Source organism: Corynebacterium sp. MSK004 (genome assembly GCF_030232515.1).
In the GTDB taxonomy this organism is placed as follows: domain Bacteria; phylum Actinomycetota; class Actinomycetes; order Mycobacteriales; family Mycobacteriaceae; genus Corynebacterium; species Corynebacterium hesseae.
On sequence record NZ_JASPKB010000010.1, the window covers coordinates 63,262 to 80,410 of the forward strand.

Annotated in this window: 16 protein-coding genes; 15 read left to right on the forward strand and 1 reads right to left on the reverse strand. The window is 60.9% G+C overall.

Going from position 1 to position 17,149, the window contains the following annotated elements:
• Positions 1–2: 2 nt before the first annotated feature.
• On the reverse strand, positions 3–896 hold the full coding sequence (gene ypfJ / locus QP999_RS11735) for a KPN_02809 family neutral zinc metallopeptidase (RefSeq protein ID WP_284848372.1): 894 nt from the start codon (positions 894–896) through the stop codon (positions 3–5).
• A 204-nt stretch (positions 897–1,100) separates the two neighbouring features.
• On the opposite strand from ypfJ, the gene aspS reads away from it, so the two are divergent.
• The 15 genes from aspS (at position 1,101) to nusB (ending at position 17,080) form a co-directional block, all read left to right on the forward strand.
• Positions 1,101–2,921 carry an aspartate--tRNA ligase gene (gene aspS, locus QP999_RS11740; protein ID WP_070563035.1) on the forward strand — a complete coding sequence of 607 codons (1,821 nt, stop codon included), beginning with the start codon at positions 1,101–1,103 and terminating at the stop codon, positions 2,919–2,921.
• 83 nt (positions 2,922–3,004) lie between these two features.
• Positions 3,005–4,207 carry a phosphotransferase family protein gene (locus QP999_RS11745; RefSeq protein ID WP_070522248.1) on the forward strand — a complete coding sequence of 401 codons (1,203 nt, stop codon included), beginning with the start codon at positions 3,005–3,007 and terminating at the stop codon, positions 4,205–4,207.
• Positions 4,207–5,562, forward strand: coding sequence for a replication-associated recombination protein A (locus QP999_RS11750; protein WP_070563038.1), 1,356 nt, complete (start codon positions 4,207–4,209; stop codon positions 5,560–5,562). The genes QP999_RS11745 and QP999_RS11750 overlap by 1 nt, the downstream gene beginning before the upstream one ends.
• A gap of 67 nt (positions 5,563–5,629) precedes the next feature.
• Positions 5,630–8,317: an alanine--tRNA ligase gene (gene alaS / locus QP999_RS11755; protein WP_070563289.1), complete on the forward strand. Its 2,688-nt coding sequence runs from the start codon at positions 5,630–5,632 to the stop codon at positions 8,315–8,317.
• A gap of 57 nt (positions 8,318–8,374) precedes the next feature.
• The gene (gene ruvX / locus QP999_RS11760; protein ID WP_070563044.1) at positions 8,375–8,923 is read left to right on the forward strand and encodes a Holliday junction resolvase RuvX; all 549 of its coding nucleotides are present in this window, start codon (positions 8,375–8,377) and stop codon (positions 8,921–8,923) included.
• Between the two features lie 22 nt (positions 8,924–8,945).
• Positions 8,946–10,136: an endolytic transglycosylase MltG gene (gene mltG, locus QP999_RS11765; RefSeq protein WP_070563047.1), complete on the forward strand. Its 1,191-nt coding sequence runs from the start codon at positions 8,946–8,948 to the stop codon at positions 10,134–10,136.
• Between the two features lie 4 nt (positions 10,137–10,140).
• Positions 10,141–10,947 (forward strand): shikimate dehydrogenase, encoded by an 807-nt coding sequence (locus QP999_RS11770; RefSeq protein ID WP_070563050.1) that lies wholly within the window; start codon positions 10,141–10,143, stop codon positions 10,945–10,947.
• Positions 10,948–11,004: 57 nt separating this feature from the next.
• The gene (locus tag QP999_RS11775) at positions 11,005–11,397 is read left to right on the forward strand and encodes a prepilin peptidase (RefSeq protein WP_070686295.1); all 393 of its coding nucleotides are present in this window, start codon (positions 11,005–11,007) and stop codon (positions 11,395–11,397) included.
• Positions 11,398–11,448: 51 nt separating this feature from the next.
• Entirely contained in the window at positions 11,449–12,660 is a 1,212-nt protein-coding gene (aroC, locus tag QP999_RS11780) for a chorismate synthase (RefSeq protein ID WP_070529862.1), read from the forward strand.
• Positions 12,657–13,166, forward strand: coding sequence for a shikimate kinase (locus QP999_RS11785; protein WP_070686297.1), 510 nt, complete (start codon positions 12,657–12,659; stop codon positions 13,164–13,166). The genes aroC and QP999_RS11785 overlap by 4 nt, the downstream gene beginning before the upstream one ends.
• Before the next feature lie 75 nt (positions 13,167–13,241).
• On the forward strand, positions 13,242–14,312 hold the full coding sequence (gene aroB / locus QP999_RS11790; protein WP_070686299.1) for a 3-dehydroquinate synthase: 1,071 nt from the start codon (positions 13,242–13,244) through the stop codon (positions 14,310–14,312).
• Positions 14,313–14,330: 18 nt separating this feature from the next.
• Positions 14,331–14,756, forward strand: a complete 426-nt coding sequence (gene aroQ, locus QP999_RS11795) for a type II 3-dehydroquinate dehydratase (RefSeq protein WP_269948120.1) — start codon at positions 14,331–14,333, stop codon at positions 14,754–14,756.
• Positions 14,757–14,798: 42 nt separating this feature from the next.
• Positions 14,799–15,890, forward strand: a complete 1,092-nt coding sequence (locus tag QP999_RS11800) for a M24 family metallopeptidase (RefSeq protein ID WP_269948121.1) — start codon at positions 14,799–14,801, stop codon at positions 15,888–15,890.
• 94 nt (positions 15,891–15,984) lie between these two features.
• Entirely contained in the window at positions 15,985–16,548 is a 564-nt protein-coding gene (gene efp, locus QP999_RS11805) for an elongation factor P (RefSeq protein ID WP_070522210.1), read from the forward strand.
• 1 nt (position 16,549) lies between these two features.
• Positions 16,550–17,080 carry a transcription antitermination factor NusB gene (gene nusB, locus QP999_RS11810; RefSeq protein ID WP_070529882.1) on the forward strand — a complete coding sequence of 177 codons (531 nt, stop codon included), beginning with the start codon at positions 16,550–16,552 and terminating at the stop codon, positions 17,078–17,080.
• Positions 17,081–17,149: the final 69 nt, after the last annotated feature.

Here is a 17,149-nt window from a genome sequence, read left to right on the forward strand (position 1 = left end):
CCCTAAGACTTGTAAACCTCACGGCCCAAGGTGTCGCACTGCTCCATTTTGCCGGAATTATAACCGGCGAGGAACGACTGCGCGCGGTCTTCGGAAGAGCCATGCGTCCACGTATCGGGGCGTACTTCGCCGCCTGAGCGGCGCTGAATGTTGTCATCGCCCACGGCGCGTGCAGTGTTGACGGCATCAGTCACCTGCTGCTCGGTAATGGTTTCGAGCAGGGCATCGTCACCCTTGTCGGCGTAGTGCGCCCACAGGCCGGCATAGCAATCGGCTTGCAGCTCAATCTTCACCGCGTTGGAATCCTCGCCGGGTTCGTTGTAATTCGACAGGCTGAGAGTTCCTTCCAGCTTTTGAATGTGGTGGCCGAATTCGTGGGCCACGATATACATCTGGGCTAGCGGGGCATTCTCACCGCCGAAATTGCGGAGCTGGTCGAAGAAGGCGGTGTCGAAGTAGGCCGACTCATCCGCCGGGCAATAGAACGGGCCCGTGGCGCCCGAAGCCTGACCGCAGCCAGACATGGTGGTGTTGTTGAAGATGACGCGGCCCGGTTCGACGTACTCGATGCCAGCCTGATCCGGCAACTGCTGGGCCCAGACCTTGTCCACGGACTGGGCTGCAAACATGACGCGGCAATCGTCATACTTGTTGCCGTCTTCAGCGGTTTGGCAGTGCGCAAACGCGTCCTCCCCGCTTTCTTCGGGGCCGACCTGGGCCTGGTCGGCCTGGGGATCGCTTCCGGTGATGGCGCCGGGATCGCCGCCGAGAAGGAGATAGAGGCCGATGAGAAGGAGTGAACCAATGCCGCCGCCGGTAGCGATCATGCCGCCGCGGCCTCCACCGCCGGAGCTTGCTCGCTTACCATCAAAATTGGCGCCAGATTTAAAAGTCATGCTCCAGATTTTGCCACATGCTGGTGGTGGTGTCTGCTCGATAGTGGGTGCACCGCCATGCGCGCGGTGCTCACCCTAGCGCTGAGCAAGTCCGGTGCGGGCGGTAGACTTGGGCCGTTCAAGTACTTGCATCCCTCGGCGCGTGCTGTCTACGCGTGGCGTGAGTGGGTGTGAGCGTCAACGATGAGAAGGGATTGAACGAGAGTGCTGCGTACACATTTGGCAGGCGAACTGCGCAAGGAGTTGGCGGGGGAGACCGTCACCCTGACGGGGTGGGTCGCACGCCGTCGCGACCACGGTGGTGTTATCTTCATTGACCTGCGTGACCGCTCCGGCGTTGCCCAGGTTGTTTTCCGCGAGACCGAGGTAGCTGAGCGCGCCCACGATCTGCGTTCCGAGTACTGCGTCAAGGTCACTGGCGTCGTGGAGCCCCGCCCGGAGGGCTCGGCCAACCCGAACCTGGCCTCCGGCGAGATTGAGGTCAACGTCACGGACCTGGAGGTACTCAACAAGTCCGCAGCGCTGCCGTTCCAGATTGATGATCCGTCCTCCTCCGGTGAGGTCGGTGAGGAGACCCGCTTGAAGTACCGCTACCTGGATCTGCGCCGTGAACGCCAGCATGAGGCACTGCGCCTGCGCTCGGCCGCGAACCGCGCTGCCCGCCAGGTCCTGGACAGCCACGATTTCACTGAGATCGAAACCCCGACCCTGACTCGCTCCACCCCGGAGGGCGCCCGTGACTTCCTCGTGCCGGCGCGCCTGAAGCCGGGCAGCTGGTACGCACTCCCGCAGTCCCCGCAGCTGTTCAAGCAGCTGCTCATGGTCGCCGGAATGGAGCGCTACTACCAGATCGCTCGCTGCTACCGCGATGAGGACTTCCGCGCTGACCGCCAGCCGGAGTTTACGCAGCTCGACGTCGAAATGTCCTTCGTGGACCAGGATGATGTCATTGCTCTGGCAGAAGAGATCGTCTCCGCCCTGTGGAAGCTCATCGGCTACGAAATCAAGACCCCCATCCCGCGCATGACCTATGCCGATGCCATGAAGTACTACGGTTCCGACAAGCCGGACCTGCGCTTCGACATCAAGATCGTGGAGTGCACGGACTTCTTCAAGGACACCACCTTCCGCGTCTTCCAGAACGAATACGTCGGTGCCGTCGTCATGGAAGGCGGAGCCTCCCAGCCGCGCCGCCAGTTCGATGCATGGCAGGAGTGGGCAAAGCAGCGCGGTGCGAAGGGCCTGGCCTACATCACCGTTGCCGAGGACGGCACCTTGGGTGGCCCGGTGGCCAAGAACATCACGGATGCCGAGCGCGAGGGTATTGCCGCCCACGTCGGCGCCAAGCCGGGCGATGCCATCTTCTTCGCTGCCGGCGAGACCAAGGCTTCCCGTGCGCTGCTGGGCGCAGCTCGCGGTGAGATTGCGAAGAAGCTCGACCTCATCAAGGACGGCGACTGGGCCTTCACCTGGGTCGTCGACGCACCGCTCTTCGAGCCCTCCGCCGATGCCACCGCCTCGGGTGACGTGGCTTTGGGCCACTCCAAGTGGACTGCAGTCCACCACGCCTTCACTTCGCCGAAGCCGGAGTACCTGGATAACTTTGACCAGAATCCGGGAGAGGCCCTGGCTTATGCCTACGACATTGTCTGCAATGGCAATGAGATTGGCGGCGGTTCCATCCGTATCCACGACCAGGATGTGCAGAAGCGCGTCTTCGACGTCATGGGCATCGGCGAAGAAGAAGCGCAGGAGAAGTTCGGCTTCCTGCTCGACGCCTTCCAGTTCGGTGCTCCGCCACACGGCGGCATCGCTTTCGGCTGGGATCGCATCGTCTCCCTGCTGGGTGGATTCGAATCGATCCGCGATGTCATCGCCTTCCCGAAGTCCGGTGGCGGCGTCGACCCGCTGACCGATGCCCCCGGCACCATCCCCGCCGCGCAGCGCAAGGAGACCGGTGTGGACTTCAAGCCGGAGAAGGCTGCGAAGGCAGCCCAGGGTGAAAAGGCTGGGAAGGAGTCCTAAAGGCCCCACACCATGGGTGTACCTCATTGGGTCGACAACAAGTGGAAGCAGGCAAGCAAGTGAATCCGACGGGACACGAGTCCATGAATAATTCTGTGGCTGATGCCGTGGTAGCAGAAGCCTCACAGATGATTTCGCGGCGCTATGGCGGGGAGCCTGAGCTGAGTGACGTTGAGCAACTCACCGGCTCGGGCAATGCCGTGGTACTTCGTGCTCGGACGACTCCCAGCGCCTTCTTCCCGCATCGTTCGGTCGTCATCAAGTACAACCCGGTCACCGGGCACACTATTGATGACGCCGCGCTTCTCCGTGAAGTGGTGGCCTATCAGTTCACCACGGCGCTGTCTGAGGAGGTTCGTCCAGGACCTGTGTTGCTCGCACACGACGTGGACAAGCGCATTCTCGTGCTGTCCGACGCCGGCGAAGGCGACACCCTGGCGGACACCCTTGCGCGCAGCGGTGATGAAGACCGCGGCGAGCTGCTCAGGGCTCTGGGCAGCGCGTTGGGCAAAATGCATGCTGGGACCGCCGGGCGCGAAGAAGACTATGACGCCCTGCTCAAGCGCCAGTTACGTCGGCATCCCGAATACGCTGAGCACCAGGCATTGCGCGATGATTCCTTGCAGAGCTCCATTCTGATTGGTGCGGATATCCTCAGCGAGGCAGGACTGGAACCGCCGGAACACGTCCGCACATTGGCCCGTGCCGCCATGCAGAGTCTGAGTTCTGGCCGCAACCGCGCTTTTACTCCCTTCGACCTGTCCCCAGACAACATCATCGTCGGCTCAACGCTGACCTTCTTGGACTATGAGTGGGCCGGTTTCCGCAACGTCGGCTTTGACGTGGCCTGCGTGGTGGCCGGCTTCCCGCAGTTTCTTTTTTCTCGGCCGATCACTGATGCCGAGGCGGGGCTTTTCATCCATGCCTGGCAGCGCCGCATTGTCGATGTCTGGCCGCAGCTCGCCGATGAGAAGACGCTGCACGAGTTGCTCGTCTCCTGCCTCATCGGTTGGGCTCTGTCGAGCGTGACCACGATGTATGCCGGCGGGATCGAAGGGGTCGTCGCGTTGGCGGAAGGCAACGCTGAGATCTACCGTGACCCGCACCGTTCTCTGCTTCGTCGATCCGACCATGGTCCGTTCAGCGAGGATGAAATACTGATTCGGCGCGATCTTTATGAGACCTTCGAAGCGCTGTCGCGGTTTGCCGCGCAATGTAGCAATGACGGGTGCTCTGCGGTCGCCGAGTTTGGGCGAGCCGTGGCCTCTCGACTCCGGGAGCCCTGATGGGGCAGGAGTCACTCTTCGGCGATGACCAGTCAGCGCCAAGCCTGCCGGGTGGCCCCGATATGTTTGCAACCCACCCCGGTTCGCCGCTGGCCGCGCGCATGCGGCCGCAAAACCTCGATGAAGTAGTGGGGCAGAAGCACCTCCTGGAGCCGGGAACCCCGCTGCGTAGGCTGGTGGAAGGCTCAGGCGAGGCCTCCGTCATCCTGTACGGGCCGCCGGGAACCGGAAAGACGACGCTGGCCTCACTCATCGCATCTTCCTTGGGAGATAACTTCATTGGGCTTTCCGCCTTGGACTCCGGTGTGAAGCAGGTTCGAGAGGTGATCTCCCACGCCCGCCGTGAGCTGATTCAAGGGCGCCGCACCGTGCTGTTCATCGATGAGGTGCACCGCTTCTCCAAGACTCAGCAGGACGCGCTGCTCGCGGCCGTCGAAAACCGCACCGTGCTGCTCGTGGCCGCCACCACCGAAAATCCTTCCTTTTCCGTCGTGGCCCCGCTGCTTTCGCGTTCCTTGTTGCTGCACTTGGAGCCGCTGGACGACGCCTCCCTGCGCACCCTCGCCGAGCGCGCATTGACCAGCGAGCGGGGATTGGCGGGAAGGATCACCGCAACGGACGATGCTCTAGACCAGCTGGTGCTGCTCGCCGGGGGCGATGCTCGGCGCACACTGACCTATCTTGAGGCGGCGGCCGAGGCAGTGCCCGATGGCGGTGAACTCACCGTTGAGGTTCTCAAAGAAAACGTCAATCGCGCGGTGGTGCGCTATGACCGCGACGGCGACCAGCATTATGACGTGGTCTCCGCGTTTATTAAGTCCATCCGCGGTTCCGACGTGGATGCCGCGCTGCATTACCTGGCCCGCATGATTGAGGCAGGCGAAGACCCGCGTTTCATCGCCCGCCGGCTTATCGTGCATGCCTCCGAAGACATCGGAATGGCTGATCCCACCGCGCTGCCCACTGCCGTGGCCGCAGCGGAGGCCGCGGCCCTTATCGGATTACCCGAGGCGCGTATTCCGCTGGCTCAGGCGACAATCCATCTCGCTACGGCACCGAAATCCAATTCCGTTATCAACGCCATCAACGCGGCCCAGGCCGACGTTCGCGCCGGCAAGAGCGGGCATGTGCCCGCGCACCTGCGCGACGGCCATTATGAGGGAGCGAAACGCTTGGGCAATGCAGTGGGCTATCAGTACCCGCATGATGATCCGCGCGGTGTACTGTCCCAGCAGTATTTGCCGGAGACGCTGGCGGATGCCGAGTACTATCACCCCACCGACCATGGCGCGGAGAAGCGTGTGCGCGAGTACCTGGGAAGGCTGCGGGACATCATCCGGGGGCGGCGTCGCTAAGCACAGCACCGGACGGGTAAAGTTGAGCGCTGACTAGAAACCATTCAACAGTGAAGGAATTTTGCTCGTGAAGACTCATGAGATCCGGGAACGCTTTACCCAGCACTTCGTCAAGGCCGGCCACGAGGCCGTCCCCAGCGCGTCGCTGATCCTGGATGACCCGAACCTGCTCTTCGTTAACGCCGGCATGGTTCCCTTCAAGCCCTACTTCCTGGGCCAGCAGAACCCGCCTTTTGCTAACGGCACGGCGACCTCTATCCAGAAGTGCGTGCGCACCTTGGACATCGAGGAAGTGGGCATTACCACCCGTCACAATACCTTCTTCCAGATGGCGGGTAATTTTTCCTTTGGCCAGTACTTTAAGGAAGGCGCAATTACCCACGCCTGGAACCTGCTGACCACCTCCGTCGATGAAGGCGGTTTGGGCCTCGACCCGGAGCGTTTGTGGGTCACGGTCTACCTCGACGATGATGAGGCGGCCGATATTTGGCACAACAAGATCGGCGTGCCCACCGAGCGTATTCAGCGCCTCGGCATGGAAGACAACTACTGGTCCATGGGTATTCCCGGGCCGTGCGGTCCGTGCTCTGAGATCTACTATGACCGCGGGCCGGAATATGGCCAGGATGGCGGCCCGATTGCGGATGATAACCGCTACATGGAGATCTGGAACTTGGTCTTCATGCAGAACGAGCGTGGCGAAGGCATCGGCAAGGGCAACTTCGAGATCGTGGGCGAGCTGCCCAAGAAGAACATTGATACCGGCATGGGCATCGAGCGCGTGGCCTGCATCCTGCAGGGTGTGGACAACGTCTACGAGACGGACCTGCTGCGCCCGGTCATCGACGTAGCCGAGGAACTTACCGGTGCGACGTACGTTCCGGATGCTCCGAAGGAAGACCTCATTCGCTTCCGCGTGGTGGCGGACCACTCGCGTACCGGCATGATGCTCATTTTGGACGGCGTTACCCCCGGTAACGAGGGTCGTGGCTACATTCTGCGTCGCTTGCTGCGCCGCATCATCCGCTCCGCCAAGCTGCTTGGCGCGAAGGGTGAGACCATGGAGCGTTTCATGAACACCATCATGGACACCATGACCCCGTCCTACCCGGAGATCGCCGACAACCGCGAGCGTATCCTGCGCGTTGCCGTGGCGGAGGAGAAGGCCTTCCTGAAGACGCTGGAGTCAGGCACCAAGCTTTTCGACGAAGCCGTGGAGGAACTGAAGAGCACCTCTCGTGCGGCCACCCCGAAGGTCCTCTCCGGCGAGAAGGCTTTTGAGCTGCACGATACCTATGGTTTCCCCATCGACCTGACCTTGGAGATGGCTCAGGAAGCCGGTTTGACCGTAGACATGGAAGGCTTCGACGCCGCCATGGGCGAGCAGCGCCGCCGCGCCAAGGCCGATAATCAGGCTAAGAAGCATGGTCATGCTGACCTGTCGCTCTACCGCGAGTGGGTGGATAACCACCCGACGTTGTTCACGGGCTATGAAACCCTGGAGTCCGAGGCCAAGGTCATCGGCCTTGTGCGCGATGGTCAGAAGGTAACCGAGGTCGAGGCAGGAGATACCGTCGAGGTAATCCTGGACCAGTCGCCGCTTTATGCTGAAGCCGGTGGCCAGACCGCCGACCATGGTCGAATCTTCGCGGGCGAGACCCTCCTTGAGGTCAACGATGTGCAGAAGATTGGCAAGAAGCTGTGGGTGCACAAGGCTACGGTGACCGCCGGTGGGCTTGAGTTGGGCAACGGCGTGACGGCTGCCGTTGATGAACAATGGCGCCACGGCGCCGTGCAGGCGCACTCGGCGACGCACCTTATCCACGCAGCGCTGCGCCAGGTGCTAGGCCCGACTGCAGTCCAGGCTGGTTCCTTGAACCGACCCGGCTACCTGCGCTTTGACTTCAACTACACCGACCAGCTCACCCAGGAGCAGCTCGATGAGATCGCTTTGGTGACGAACCAGGCGGTGGACCAGCACTTCCCGGTCAATACCATCGAGACGTCTTTGGAGAAGGCCAAGGAGATGGGCGCGATGGCCCTCTTTGGTGAGAACTACGGTTCCGAGGTCCGCGTCGTGGAGATGGGTGGCCCGTTCTCCATCGAGCTCTGCGGTGGTACGCACGTGAAGAACACCGCTGAGATTGGCCCGGTGTCTGTCCTTGGCGAATCCTCCGTGGGTTCGGGCGCGCGCCGTATCGAGGCTTATTCGGGTCTGGATGCATTCCGCTTCTACTCCAAGGAGACCGCACTCGTGGAAGGCGTGTCCCGCGAGCTCAAGGTGCAGACTGAGGATCTTCCGGAGCGCATCGCGCAGCTGACGGAGAAGCTCAAGGCCGCTGAGAAGCAGATTGCGGAGCTGCACAAGGCCCAGCTCATGTCGCAGACCGCGGAGATGATTTCTGGTGCGACCACCGTTAATGGCTTCACCCTCGTATCGGTCAAACTTCCTAACGGAGTAAACGGCGGTGATCTGCGCACGTTGGCCTCGGATATCAAGAACCGTCTCGGTGATGTCGCCGGTGTGGTTGTCCTGGCATCGGAGAACGAGGGCGGCAAGCTCCCGTTCATCGTTGGCGCCACTAAGCCTGCCGTCGAGCGCGGCGTCAAGGCTGGTGACTTGGTCAAGGTTATTTCTGGCTATGTTGACGGCAAGGGCGGCGGAAAGCCCGATATGGCTCAAGGTTCCGGCGCCAACGCTGAAGGTCTCCAGCAGGCCTTCGACGCCGTCCGTGATGAGCTCGAAGCCCACTAACGAACGCGCCCTAGTTGGCTGCAGTTGTAGCTGACTCGCAGAATCAGGAGGAGCACGATGGCCGTAGAACCCGACAAACCAGTCGCGGACGATCCCGGCCCGGGGCGCCGTTTGGGCCTCGACGTCGGTACTGTCCGCATCGGCGTGGCCGTCTCTGACCGGGACGCGCGCTTGGCCATGCCGGTCGAAACCGTCCGGCGTGAGACCGGGTTTAAAGACCGCGATCAGGGTGATATCGACCGCCTGCTTGAGCTGATTTACGAGTATGACGTGGTTGAGGTAGCCGTTGGTTTGCCGCGCGATCTCAAGGGCAATGGTTCATCAAGTGTTAAACATGCCAAGGAAATCGCGTTTCGTATCCGCCGCCGCTTGGCAAAAGATGACAGGATGAAAGAACCTCCGCCCGTGCGTATGGTGGATGAACGCCTTACTACCGTGGTCGCCTCCTCCGCATTGCGGGCCTCTGGCGTATCAGAGAAGCGAGGTCGCTCGGTGATTGACCAAGCAGCCGCGGTGGAAATTTTGCAATCCTGGCTGGATGCGCGCCATTTCGCGTTGAACGGCCACAGCCCTTCAAACGTAGGAGACGAAGTACGTGAGCCGTAAACCTTCACGCATCGGACGCTCGATGGAACCCCAATATGTCAAGCGCCGTCAGCGCGGCATGGCCGTGCTCATTGCGAGCTTGGTCCTGATCATCGGTGGACTTGGCTACATTGGTTTCCGCCTGTTGGGAGGGGGCAGCACCTTGGACTATGAGGGGCAGGGCAATGGAGTAACCCAGCTTGTTCAGGTTCCGGAGGGCTCGTCGATGAGCGAGCTGGCACCTGAATTGGCGGAGAAGAACGTGGTGAAGACGCCCGAAGCTTTCTCTTCTGCGGCCAACTCGAATCCGCGCGCGAGCCAAATCAAGCCTGGATTCTACCGCCTTCAGGAGGAGATGAGCGCGAAGTCTGCCGTCGAAGCGCTGCTTGATGAAGGCAACATGGTTGACCTCCTCGACGTGCAGGGCGGAGCTACGCTTCTCGACGTCAACGTGGTCGGCGGTGATGTCCGCTACGGTATTTACTCGCTGATTTCTCAGGTCTCCTGCAAGGAGGGCGAATGCGTATCCGCCGAGGAGCTGGAGAAGATCGCGGCCACGGTGGATCCTGCTGAGCTGGGTGCGCCGGAGTGGGCATTGGAGGAAATTCGTGCCCGCGGTGAGGACCCCAAGCGTATTGAGGGCCTTATCGCTCCGGGCCAGTACGTCCTCGATCCGAACATGGACGCTAAGGAGATTCTGACGGATCTCATCACACGTTCGACGAAGAAGTACAACGACACCAATATCGTTGACCGCGCCCAGGCAATTGGCCTCAAGCCCTACGAGCTTCTTACTGCGGCTTCGCTGGTGGAGCGCGAGTCCCCGGCCGGTGAGTTCGACAAGGTCGCCCGTGTAATCCTCAACCGCCTTGATGAGCCGATGCGCCTCGAGCTGGACTCCACGGTCAACTATGGCCTCGAGGATGTTGAGCTGGCCACCACCGATGAGGACCGCCACCGCGAGACTCCTTGGAATACCTACGCGAAGGACGGTCTCCCTGACTCACCGATTGCCTCTCCTTCGGAGGAAGCTATCGGGGCCATGGAGAACCCCGCGGAGGGCAACTGGCTCTTCTTCGTCACCGTCGACGACAAGGGCACCACGGTGTTTACCGATAATTACGACGAGCACCTCGCCAACGTCGATGACGCTGTTCGCTCCGGCATCCTTGACAGCCAGCGCGAAGGCGCTGGCGAGCCGCCGGCCGGCGAGCCACCGGCTGAGGAGCAGTAACCTGATGCCCCGCGCCGCAGTTCTGGGCAGCCCTGTCGCTCATTCCTTGTCCCCGGTCCTCCATAACGCAGGCTATGAAGCTGTGAATTTGGAGGATTGGGACTACACCAAGATTGAGGTGACGGACCTAGCTGCCTTCCTCGCCGATGCGGGGGAGGAGTACCGCGGCTTTTCGGTCACCATGCCGCTCAAGTTCGACGCACTCGCCTGCGCGAACATCGTCAGCGAACGCGCCGAGCTCATCGGCTCCGCGAATACCCTGGTGCGCACCGAAGACGGGTGGCGTGCGGATAACACGGATACTGAGGGAGTTCTGGGCGCGCTCGACGAGCTGCTTGGAACGTCCCAACCGTCGACGGCACTGCTCATCGGAGCAGGTGGAACCGCACGGCCTGTCCTGTGGGGCCTAGCCCAGCGCGGTGTGCAGGACGTTACGGTGCTCAATCGCTCCGACCGCCTCGCCGAGCTGCGCCCGCTGGCTGATGACCTTGGCCTCACCCTCCACGCGGCAACGTTCAGCGATGATCTCGCGGGGCTTGCGCGTTCGGTAGATCTCGTGGTCTCCACCGTTCCCTCCGCCGCCGTGGAAGAGCACCTAACGCAGCTGGCCAAAGCTCCGGTATTTGACGTTATCTATGATCCGTGGCCAACTCCGTTGACCGTTTATGCCGCTGCCGACGGCTACCCGACAGTCGGCGGGCATGTCATGCTGGCTAACCAGGCCTATTCGCAGTTCGAGCAGTTTACAGGGCACACCGCTCCACGGGCAGAGATGCTGGCTGCATTAAACAAGGCGCTCAAGCTATCCTGATCGGTTCCCCCGAACCACCGCGTGCGCCTTGTCTTACCGCGCGGTAGGCTGCGGGCTATGGGGGATGTGCTTTTCTTGGCGTGGGGGTGCGCCTTAATTGTTTATGACCTGCGTTTTAAGCGCTTGCCTAATTATCTGACGCTGCCGGCCGCGGCTTTATCGCTGTGTTGGTTCAGTTTGGCGGGTCTGCTCTGGATAGGGCTCTACGTGTTAGTGGCCTGGTTTAGCCGTGCCGGAAGCGTGGGCGGGGGCGACCTCAAGCTAGCTCTGCCTCTGGGAATGGTGACCGCCCACGCAGCGGGCCTACCAGGGGTTGTGTTGGCGATGATGGGGGCGGCGCTCAGCACGGTGTTGTGGGGAATCATCACGCGGGATAGGGTGCCTGCGCATGGACCCGGGATGCTGTTTGCTGCGGCTCTCGTCGTGTTCTTTAGCCCCAACACGGTGTGATAGTTGGCCTAGTGGCCACGAAAGAAGCCCTGGCATGCGATAATGGTCCGCATGCTTCGTTGGACTACCGCAGGTGAATCTCACGGTCAAGCGCTCATTGCACTCATCGAGCACATGCCGGCCGGGGTTCCCGTTTCCCAAGACGACATCGCTCTCCAGCTCTCTCGCCGCCGCCTTGGCTATGGGCGTGGCGCGCGCATGAAGTTTGAGGCTGATGACCTCACCCTGCTCAGCGGCATCCGCCACGGCTTGACCCTGGGCAGTCCTATCGCCATCATGATCGGCAACACTGAGTGGCCAAAGTGGACTACCATCATGTCGCCCGATGCCTTGGATCCGGAGGATCCGGAGTCCGCTAAAGCTATGGCTTCCGGTCGCGGCGCCCCGCTGACTCGCCCGCGCCCCGGCCACGCTGATTTTGCTGGCATGGTGAAGTTTGATCACTCGGAGGCGCGCCCCATCCTGGAGCGCTCTTCCGCGCGTGAGACCGCCGCCCGCGTGGCTGCAGCCACCGTCGCACGCAACTTCCTCCGTGAAACATTGGGCGTCGAAGTGCTCTCCCACGTGATCTCGATTGGCGCCTCCGAGCCCTATGAAGGCCCGTCGCCCAGCTTTGCGGAAATTGAGGCCATCGATGCTTCTCCGGTACGGGCCTGCGATAAGGCCGCAGAGGAATCTATGATCTCAGAGATTGAAACCGCTAAGAAGCAAGGCGATACCCTTGGCGGCATCGTTGAGGTCATCGTGGAGGGCCTGCCAATTGGCTTGGGCTCGCACACGTCAGGGGAGGACCGTCTCGACGCACAGCTTGCCGCTGCCTTGATGGGCATTCAGGCCATCAAGGGCGTTGAAGTCGGTGATGGTTTTGCTGAAGCCCGCCGTCGCGGAAGCGAGGCTCATGATGAGATGGTCCGAACCGATCGCGGCGTGGATCGAGAAACTAACCGGGCGGGCGGTCTAGAAGGTGGAATGACCAACGGCCAGACGCTGCGCTTGCGCGCGGCGATGAAGCCGATTTCCACAGTTCCGCGCGCCTTGAAGACGGTGGATATGGCCACAGGTGGAGCGGCGACCGCCATCCATCAGCGCTCCGATGTGTGTGCGGTTCCGGCTGCTGGTGTTGTTGCAGAAGCAATGGTGGCGTTGGTCCTCGCGCGCGCCGTGTTGGAAAAGTTTGGTGGAGATAGCCTCGCTGAGACTAAGCGGAACATCGCCTCCTACCAAGACTATGTGGCAAGCCGCCTGGATTGGGGTGAAGCATGAGCTCCCCACACGTCGTCTTAGTTGGGCCTCCCGGCTCTGGAAAGACTACGATTGGTCGCCGCTTGTCACGGGCGCTGAGTTGTGACGTTGTTGATTCTGATGATCTGATCGAGGCCCGCTACAGCAAGGCCTGCGGAGAAGTGTTTTCTGAACTGGGTGAGCCGGCATTCCGTGAGGTAGAAGCAGAAGCGGTGCGCGAGGCACTGGCCACCACTGGGGTCGTGAGCCTCGGCGGCGGAGCAGTGCTGACCGAATCTACGCGTGCTTTGCTCGATAACCTGACCGTCGTATTCCTCGATGTCACTCCGGAAGAAGGCGTAAGCCGCACGTTGGGTGATGCGAACCGCCCCGTGTTGGAATCTGCAGATCCATTGGCGCACTATACCCAGCTTTTGGAGGCGCGCCGCCCCCTTTACTCGGAGGTAGCTGATTTGAAGGTGCGCACCGGTGTGCGCTCCCCGCAACAGGTAGTGGGCGATATTTTGAGTTTCCTTGAAACCCTCTAAATCGCCGGCTGTTTTGCTTTAACCTCATGATGAAGCCGCACAATTACTGCTAGCCCAGCCAAAGGAGTACTACTCATGCACACTATTCCGGTTAATGGACCTTCACCTTATGAGGTCACAATCGGCACTGGTCTGAGCGCAGAAGTCATTGGGCGCGCGGCGGACATTGGAGCGGCTAAGGTGGCGGTCATTCACCAGCCGCCGCTCGCGCAGGCTGCCGGTGACCTCGCCGAGCAAGCCCGTGCACAGGGAATTGAGGCAACTCTGGTCGAAGTGCCCGATGCAGAGGCAGCTAAGCAGCTCGATATACTTGCCCGGCTTTGGGATACTTTCGGGGAGGCTGGTTTCAGCCGTCGGGACGTCGTTATTGGTCTCGGCGGCGGTGCCGTGACCGACTTGGCAGGCTTTGCCGCAGCGACGTGGATGCGCGGCATCCCCGTAATCCAGGCGCCGACCACACTGCTCGCGATGGTGGACGCGGCCGTCGGTGGAAAGACAGGTATTAACACTGCCGCAGGCAAGAACCTTGTTGGGGCTTTCCACGAGCCGGACTCAGTCTTTGTCGATCCGGACCACCTGCGCACCCTACCTGCCGACGAAATCGTCGCCGGTTCCGCAGAAATCATCAAGACTGGCTTCATCCATGATCCGCGCATCATCGAGCATTACCTTGCGGATCCTGCTGCTTGCCTGGACCCCGACGGCCTGCTGCCCGAGCTCATCCAGCGTTCCATCGCGGTCAAGGCGCACGTGGTGGGCCAGGACTTAAAAGAATCGGGGCTGCGCGAAACCCTCAATTACGGCCACACCTTCGGCCATGCGGTGGAGCGCCGCGAAAACTACACCTGGCGCCACGGCCGCGCGGTAGCAGTGGGCATGATGTTCATCGCCTACTTGTCCCACGCACGCGGGCTTATCGACGCCAACCTTGTAGCCACCCACCGCGACATTCTCACCCGAATTGGGTTGCCCACAACCTATGAGCAGGGCCATTTCGAACAGCTGCTGGATGGCATGCGCCATGACAAGAAGAACCGCGGTGGCCACATCCGTTTTGTGGCCCTCACGGGAATCGGGGAAACCACGCGCTTGGAAGATGCTACCGTCGACGAGCTGCGAGCAGCCTATGCGCAGCTCGCCTCATAAAAGCTTAAGGAGTTTGCCATGACCATTCTCGTTCTCAACGGCCCGAACCTCAACCGTCTGGGCAAGCGCCAACCAGAAATCTATGGCAGCGAAACCCTAGTGGACATCGAGCGTCGCGTCCGCGCAGCGGCGGGGGAGGAAGAGATCGTCTTCTTCCAGTCCAACCACGAGGGCGAGCTCATCGAGCAGGTTCATCGCGCCGCCGACGAAGGCTGGCCCGTCATCATCAATCCGGGTGGGTTTACGCATACGTCGGTGGCACTGCGCGATGCCCTAGCGGAAGTAGCCGATGGCGCAGGTTTCGTTGAGGTACACCTATCCAACGTGCACGCGCGGGAAGCATTCCGCCAGCACTCCTACCTGAGCCCGATCGCACGCGGTGTCATTGCTGGGCTTGGCTCTTATGGATATGTCGCGGCACTGGGGTACTTCCTCGCAAATTAGCTATCATGGAGTATCGCTTGAAATGAATGGAGTGGTTCTCACATGGCATTAGCCGATACTCGTTATAGCAACCGCCGCCGCAAGCTCATGACCGAGCTATCTGGTCAGCGCGTCGACGCGATCATCGTCACCCATTTGACGCACGTGCGCTACCTCACCGGCTTCTCCGGTTCGAATGGTGGTCTACTGTTGCGCAAGGACCTCTCCGCGCTCATGGCCACGGACGGCCGCTACACCACACAAATTGCGGAAGAGGTCCCGGATATCGAAGCCACACTCGGCCGCGATGTGGGCCCGCACCTGCTGGGGCAGGTTTCTGAGGACCTTCGCGTTGGCTATGAAGCCGACTATGTCACTGTTTCACAACTTGAGCGGCTGGAGAAAGCAAAACCGGAGGGCGTTACTCTGGTGCCTGTCACCGGCGTGGTAGAGAAGATTCGCCTCGTCAAGGACAATGTCGAGCTTCAAAAACTCGAAGAAATCGCAGCTTTGGCAAACCAGGCGCTGACCGAACTCGTCGAGGCCGGGGAAGTAGCCGCTGGACGCACGGAGCGTCAGGTAGCTGCCGACCTTGAATACCGGATGCGCATGCTTGGCTCGGAACGCGTGAGCTTCGACACCATCGTGGCCTCCGGCGAGAACTCTGCAAAGCCCCACCATGGTGCGGATGACCGCGAACTGCGCAAGGGCGATCTGGTAACGATTGATTTCGGCGCTCACCTCCGCGGCTTTAACTCAGACTGCACCCGTACCTTCGTCATCGGTGAGGTTTCTGATTTCGCCCGCGAAATCTATGACGTTGTCCTGCGCGCCCAGGAAGCGGGCGTCAAGGCAGCGGTGCCAGGTGCCAAGCTTGTCGACGTCGACGCGGCCTGCCGCGACATTATTGCCGATGCTGGCTATGGTGACTACTTCGTTCACTCTACCGGCCACGGCATTGGTCTCGACGTGCATGAAGGGCCTTATGCGGCCACAACCGGAAAGGGCACGTTGGCTGAGGGCATGACCCTGACCATTGAGCCCGGCATCTACGTCCCAGGCAAGGGAGGAGTGCGCATCGAGGACAGCCTCATTATCACTTCAGGGGCCCCGAAGATCATCACGGCTTACCCGAAGGACCTTCAGGTGCTGTAGCTAGCACCCCTTGGCGCCGTACTCGATGCGCGTACGGTATGCTTAGACACTGTTTTCATAGTTTCGACTACAAGTTATTTGGGAGAGTCATTTCATGGCAGATACCACTGATTTCAAGAACGGCCTCGTTCTGAAGATCGACAACAAGCTGCAGCAGATTGTTGAGTTCCAGCACGTCAAGCCCGGCAAGGGCCCGGCATTCGTGCGCACCAAGCTCAAGGACGTGGTCTCTGGCAAGGTGACCGACAAGACCTTTAACGCTGGTGTCAAGGTGGAGACCGCAAACGTCGACCGCCGCGACATGACCTACCTGTACAACGATGGCCAGAACTACGTGGTCATGGATGATAAGACTTTTGAGCAGTTCGAGCTGCCGTTTGATAAGTTCGGCGACGCTGGCAAGTTCCTGCTGGAGAACATGCGCGTTCAGGTGTCCTTCCATGACGGTGAGGCTTTGTTCGGCGAGCTGCCGATCTCCGTTGACCTGAAGGTGGAGCACACCGAACCGGGCCTGCAGGGTGACCGCTCCAATGGTGGCACCAAGCCGGCAACGCTCGAGACCGGTGCCGAGATTCAGGTTCCGCTGTTCATTGAGATCGGAAACGTTCTCAAGATTGATACCCGTACCGGCGAGTACCTCTCTCGCGTCAACAACTAAGATGACCCAACCAGAGCCAAACTATAAGCGCCACACGGCGCGCTACCGAGCACGTCGCCGCGCCGCGGATATTCTTTTCGAAGCTGAATCGCGCGATGTCGATCCGGTAGCCATCGTTGAGGACCGCGTAGAGCTGGCCCGCGACCCTGAAAACGGCGTGGCGCCGGTCGCGGACTACACCCGCGAAATCGTCAGCGGAGCTGCCGAAGAACTGGATGACATCGATGACGCGATCGCCCGCTACCTCTCCAGCGAGTGGTCGCTCGAGCGCATCCCGGCCGTCGATCGTGCGATCATGCGCGTAGCGGTATGGGAAATCCTCTTCAACGCGGATGTGCCTAACGCTACCGCGCTCGTTGAAGGCGTGGAGCTTGCCTCGGAATACTCCAATGACAAGGCAGCACCTTATATCCACGCTGTGTTGGATGACGTCATCCAGGCCCAGTCTGCGGATAGCCCAATGGACTCGGCATCTGCCGAGGAATCTGAAGAACCCGCTGAGACTGCGGAAGATGAAGGCGACTCCGAGTAGAGCCCACGTCTTTCCCTGAATCCCGAAACTCCGGCCAGCTATCCTTTGTGAACTGGCCGGAGTTTTGTC

Excerpts from the sequence above, each read along its gene's own strand:
- ypfJ (WP_284848372.1), bottom strand. The coding sequence starts at position 896 with ATGACTTTTAAATCTGGCGCCAATTTTGATGGTAAGCGAGCAAGCTCC.
- QP999_RS11745 (WP_070522248.1), top strand. The coding sequence starts at position 3,005 with ATGAATAATTCTGTGGCTGATGCCGTGGTAGCAGAAGCCTCACAGATG.
- QP999_RS11750 (WP_070563038.1), top strand. The coding sequence starts at position 4,207 with ATGGGGCAGGAGTCACTCTTCGGCGATGACCAGTCAGCGCCAAGCCTG.
- ruvX (WP_070563044.1), top strand. The coding sequence starts at position 8,375 with ATGGCCGTAGAACCCGACAAACCAGTCGCGGACGATCCCGGCCCGGGG.
- mltG (WP_070563047.1), top strand. The coding sequence starts at position 8,946 with ATGGAACCCCAATATGTCAAGCGCCGTCAGCGCGGCATGGCCGTGCTC.
- QP999_RS11770 (WP_070563050.1), top strand. The coding sequence starts at position 10,141 with ATGCCCCGCGCCGCAGTTCTGGGCAGCCCTGTCGCTCATTCCTTGTCC.
- QP999_RS11775 (WP_070686295.1), top strand. The coding sequence starts at position 11,005 with ATGGGGGATGTGCTTTTCTTGGCGTGGGGGTGCGCCTTAATTGTTTAT.
- aroC (WP_070529862.1), top strand. The coding sequence starts at position 11,449 with ATGCTTCGTTGGACTACCGCAGGTGAATCTCACGGTCAAGCGCTCATT.
- QP999_RS11785 (WP_070686297.1), top strand. The coding sequence starts at position 12,657 with ATGAGCTCCCCACACGTCGTCTTAGTTGGGCCTCCCGGCTCTGGAAAG.
- aroB (WP_070686299.1), top strand. The coding sequence starts at position 13,242 with ATGCACACTATTCCGGTTAATGGACCTTCACCTTATGAGGTCACAATC.
- aroQ (WP_269948120.1), top strand. The coding sequence starts at position 14,331 with ATGACCATTCTCGTTCTCAACGGCCCGAACCTCAACCGTCTGGGCAAG.
- QP999_RS11800 (WP_269948121.1), top strand. The coding sequence starts at position 14,799 with ATGGCATTAGCCGATACTCGTTATAGCAACCGCCGCCGCAAGCTCATG.
- efp (WP_070522210.1), top strand. The coding sequence starts at position 15,985 with ATGGCAGATACCACTGATTTCAAGAACGGCCTCGTTCTGAAGATCGAC.
- nusB (WP_070529882.1), top strand. The coding sequence starts at position 16,550 with ATGACCCAACCAGAGCCAAACTATAAGCGCCACACGGCGCGCTACCGA.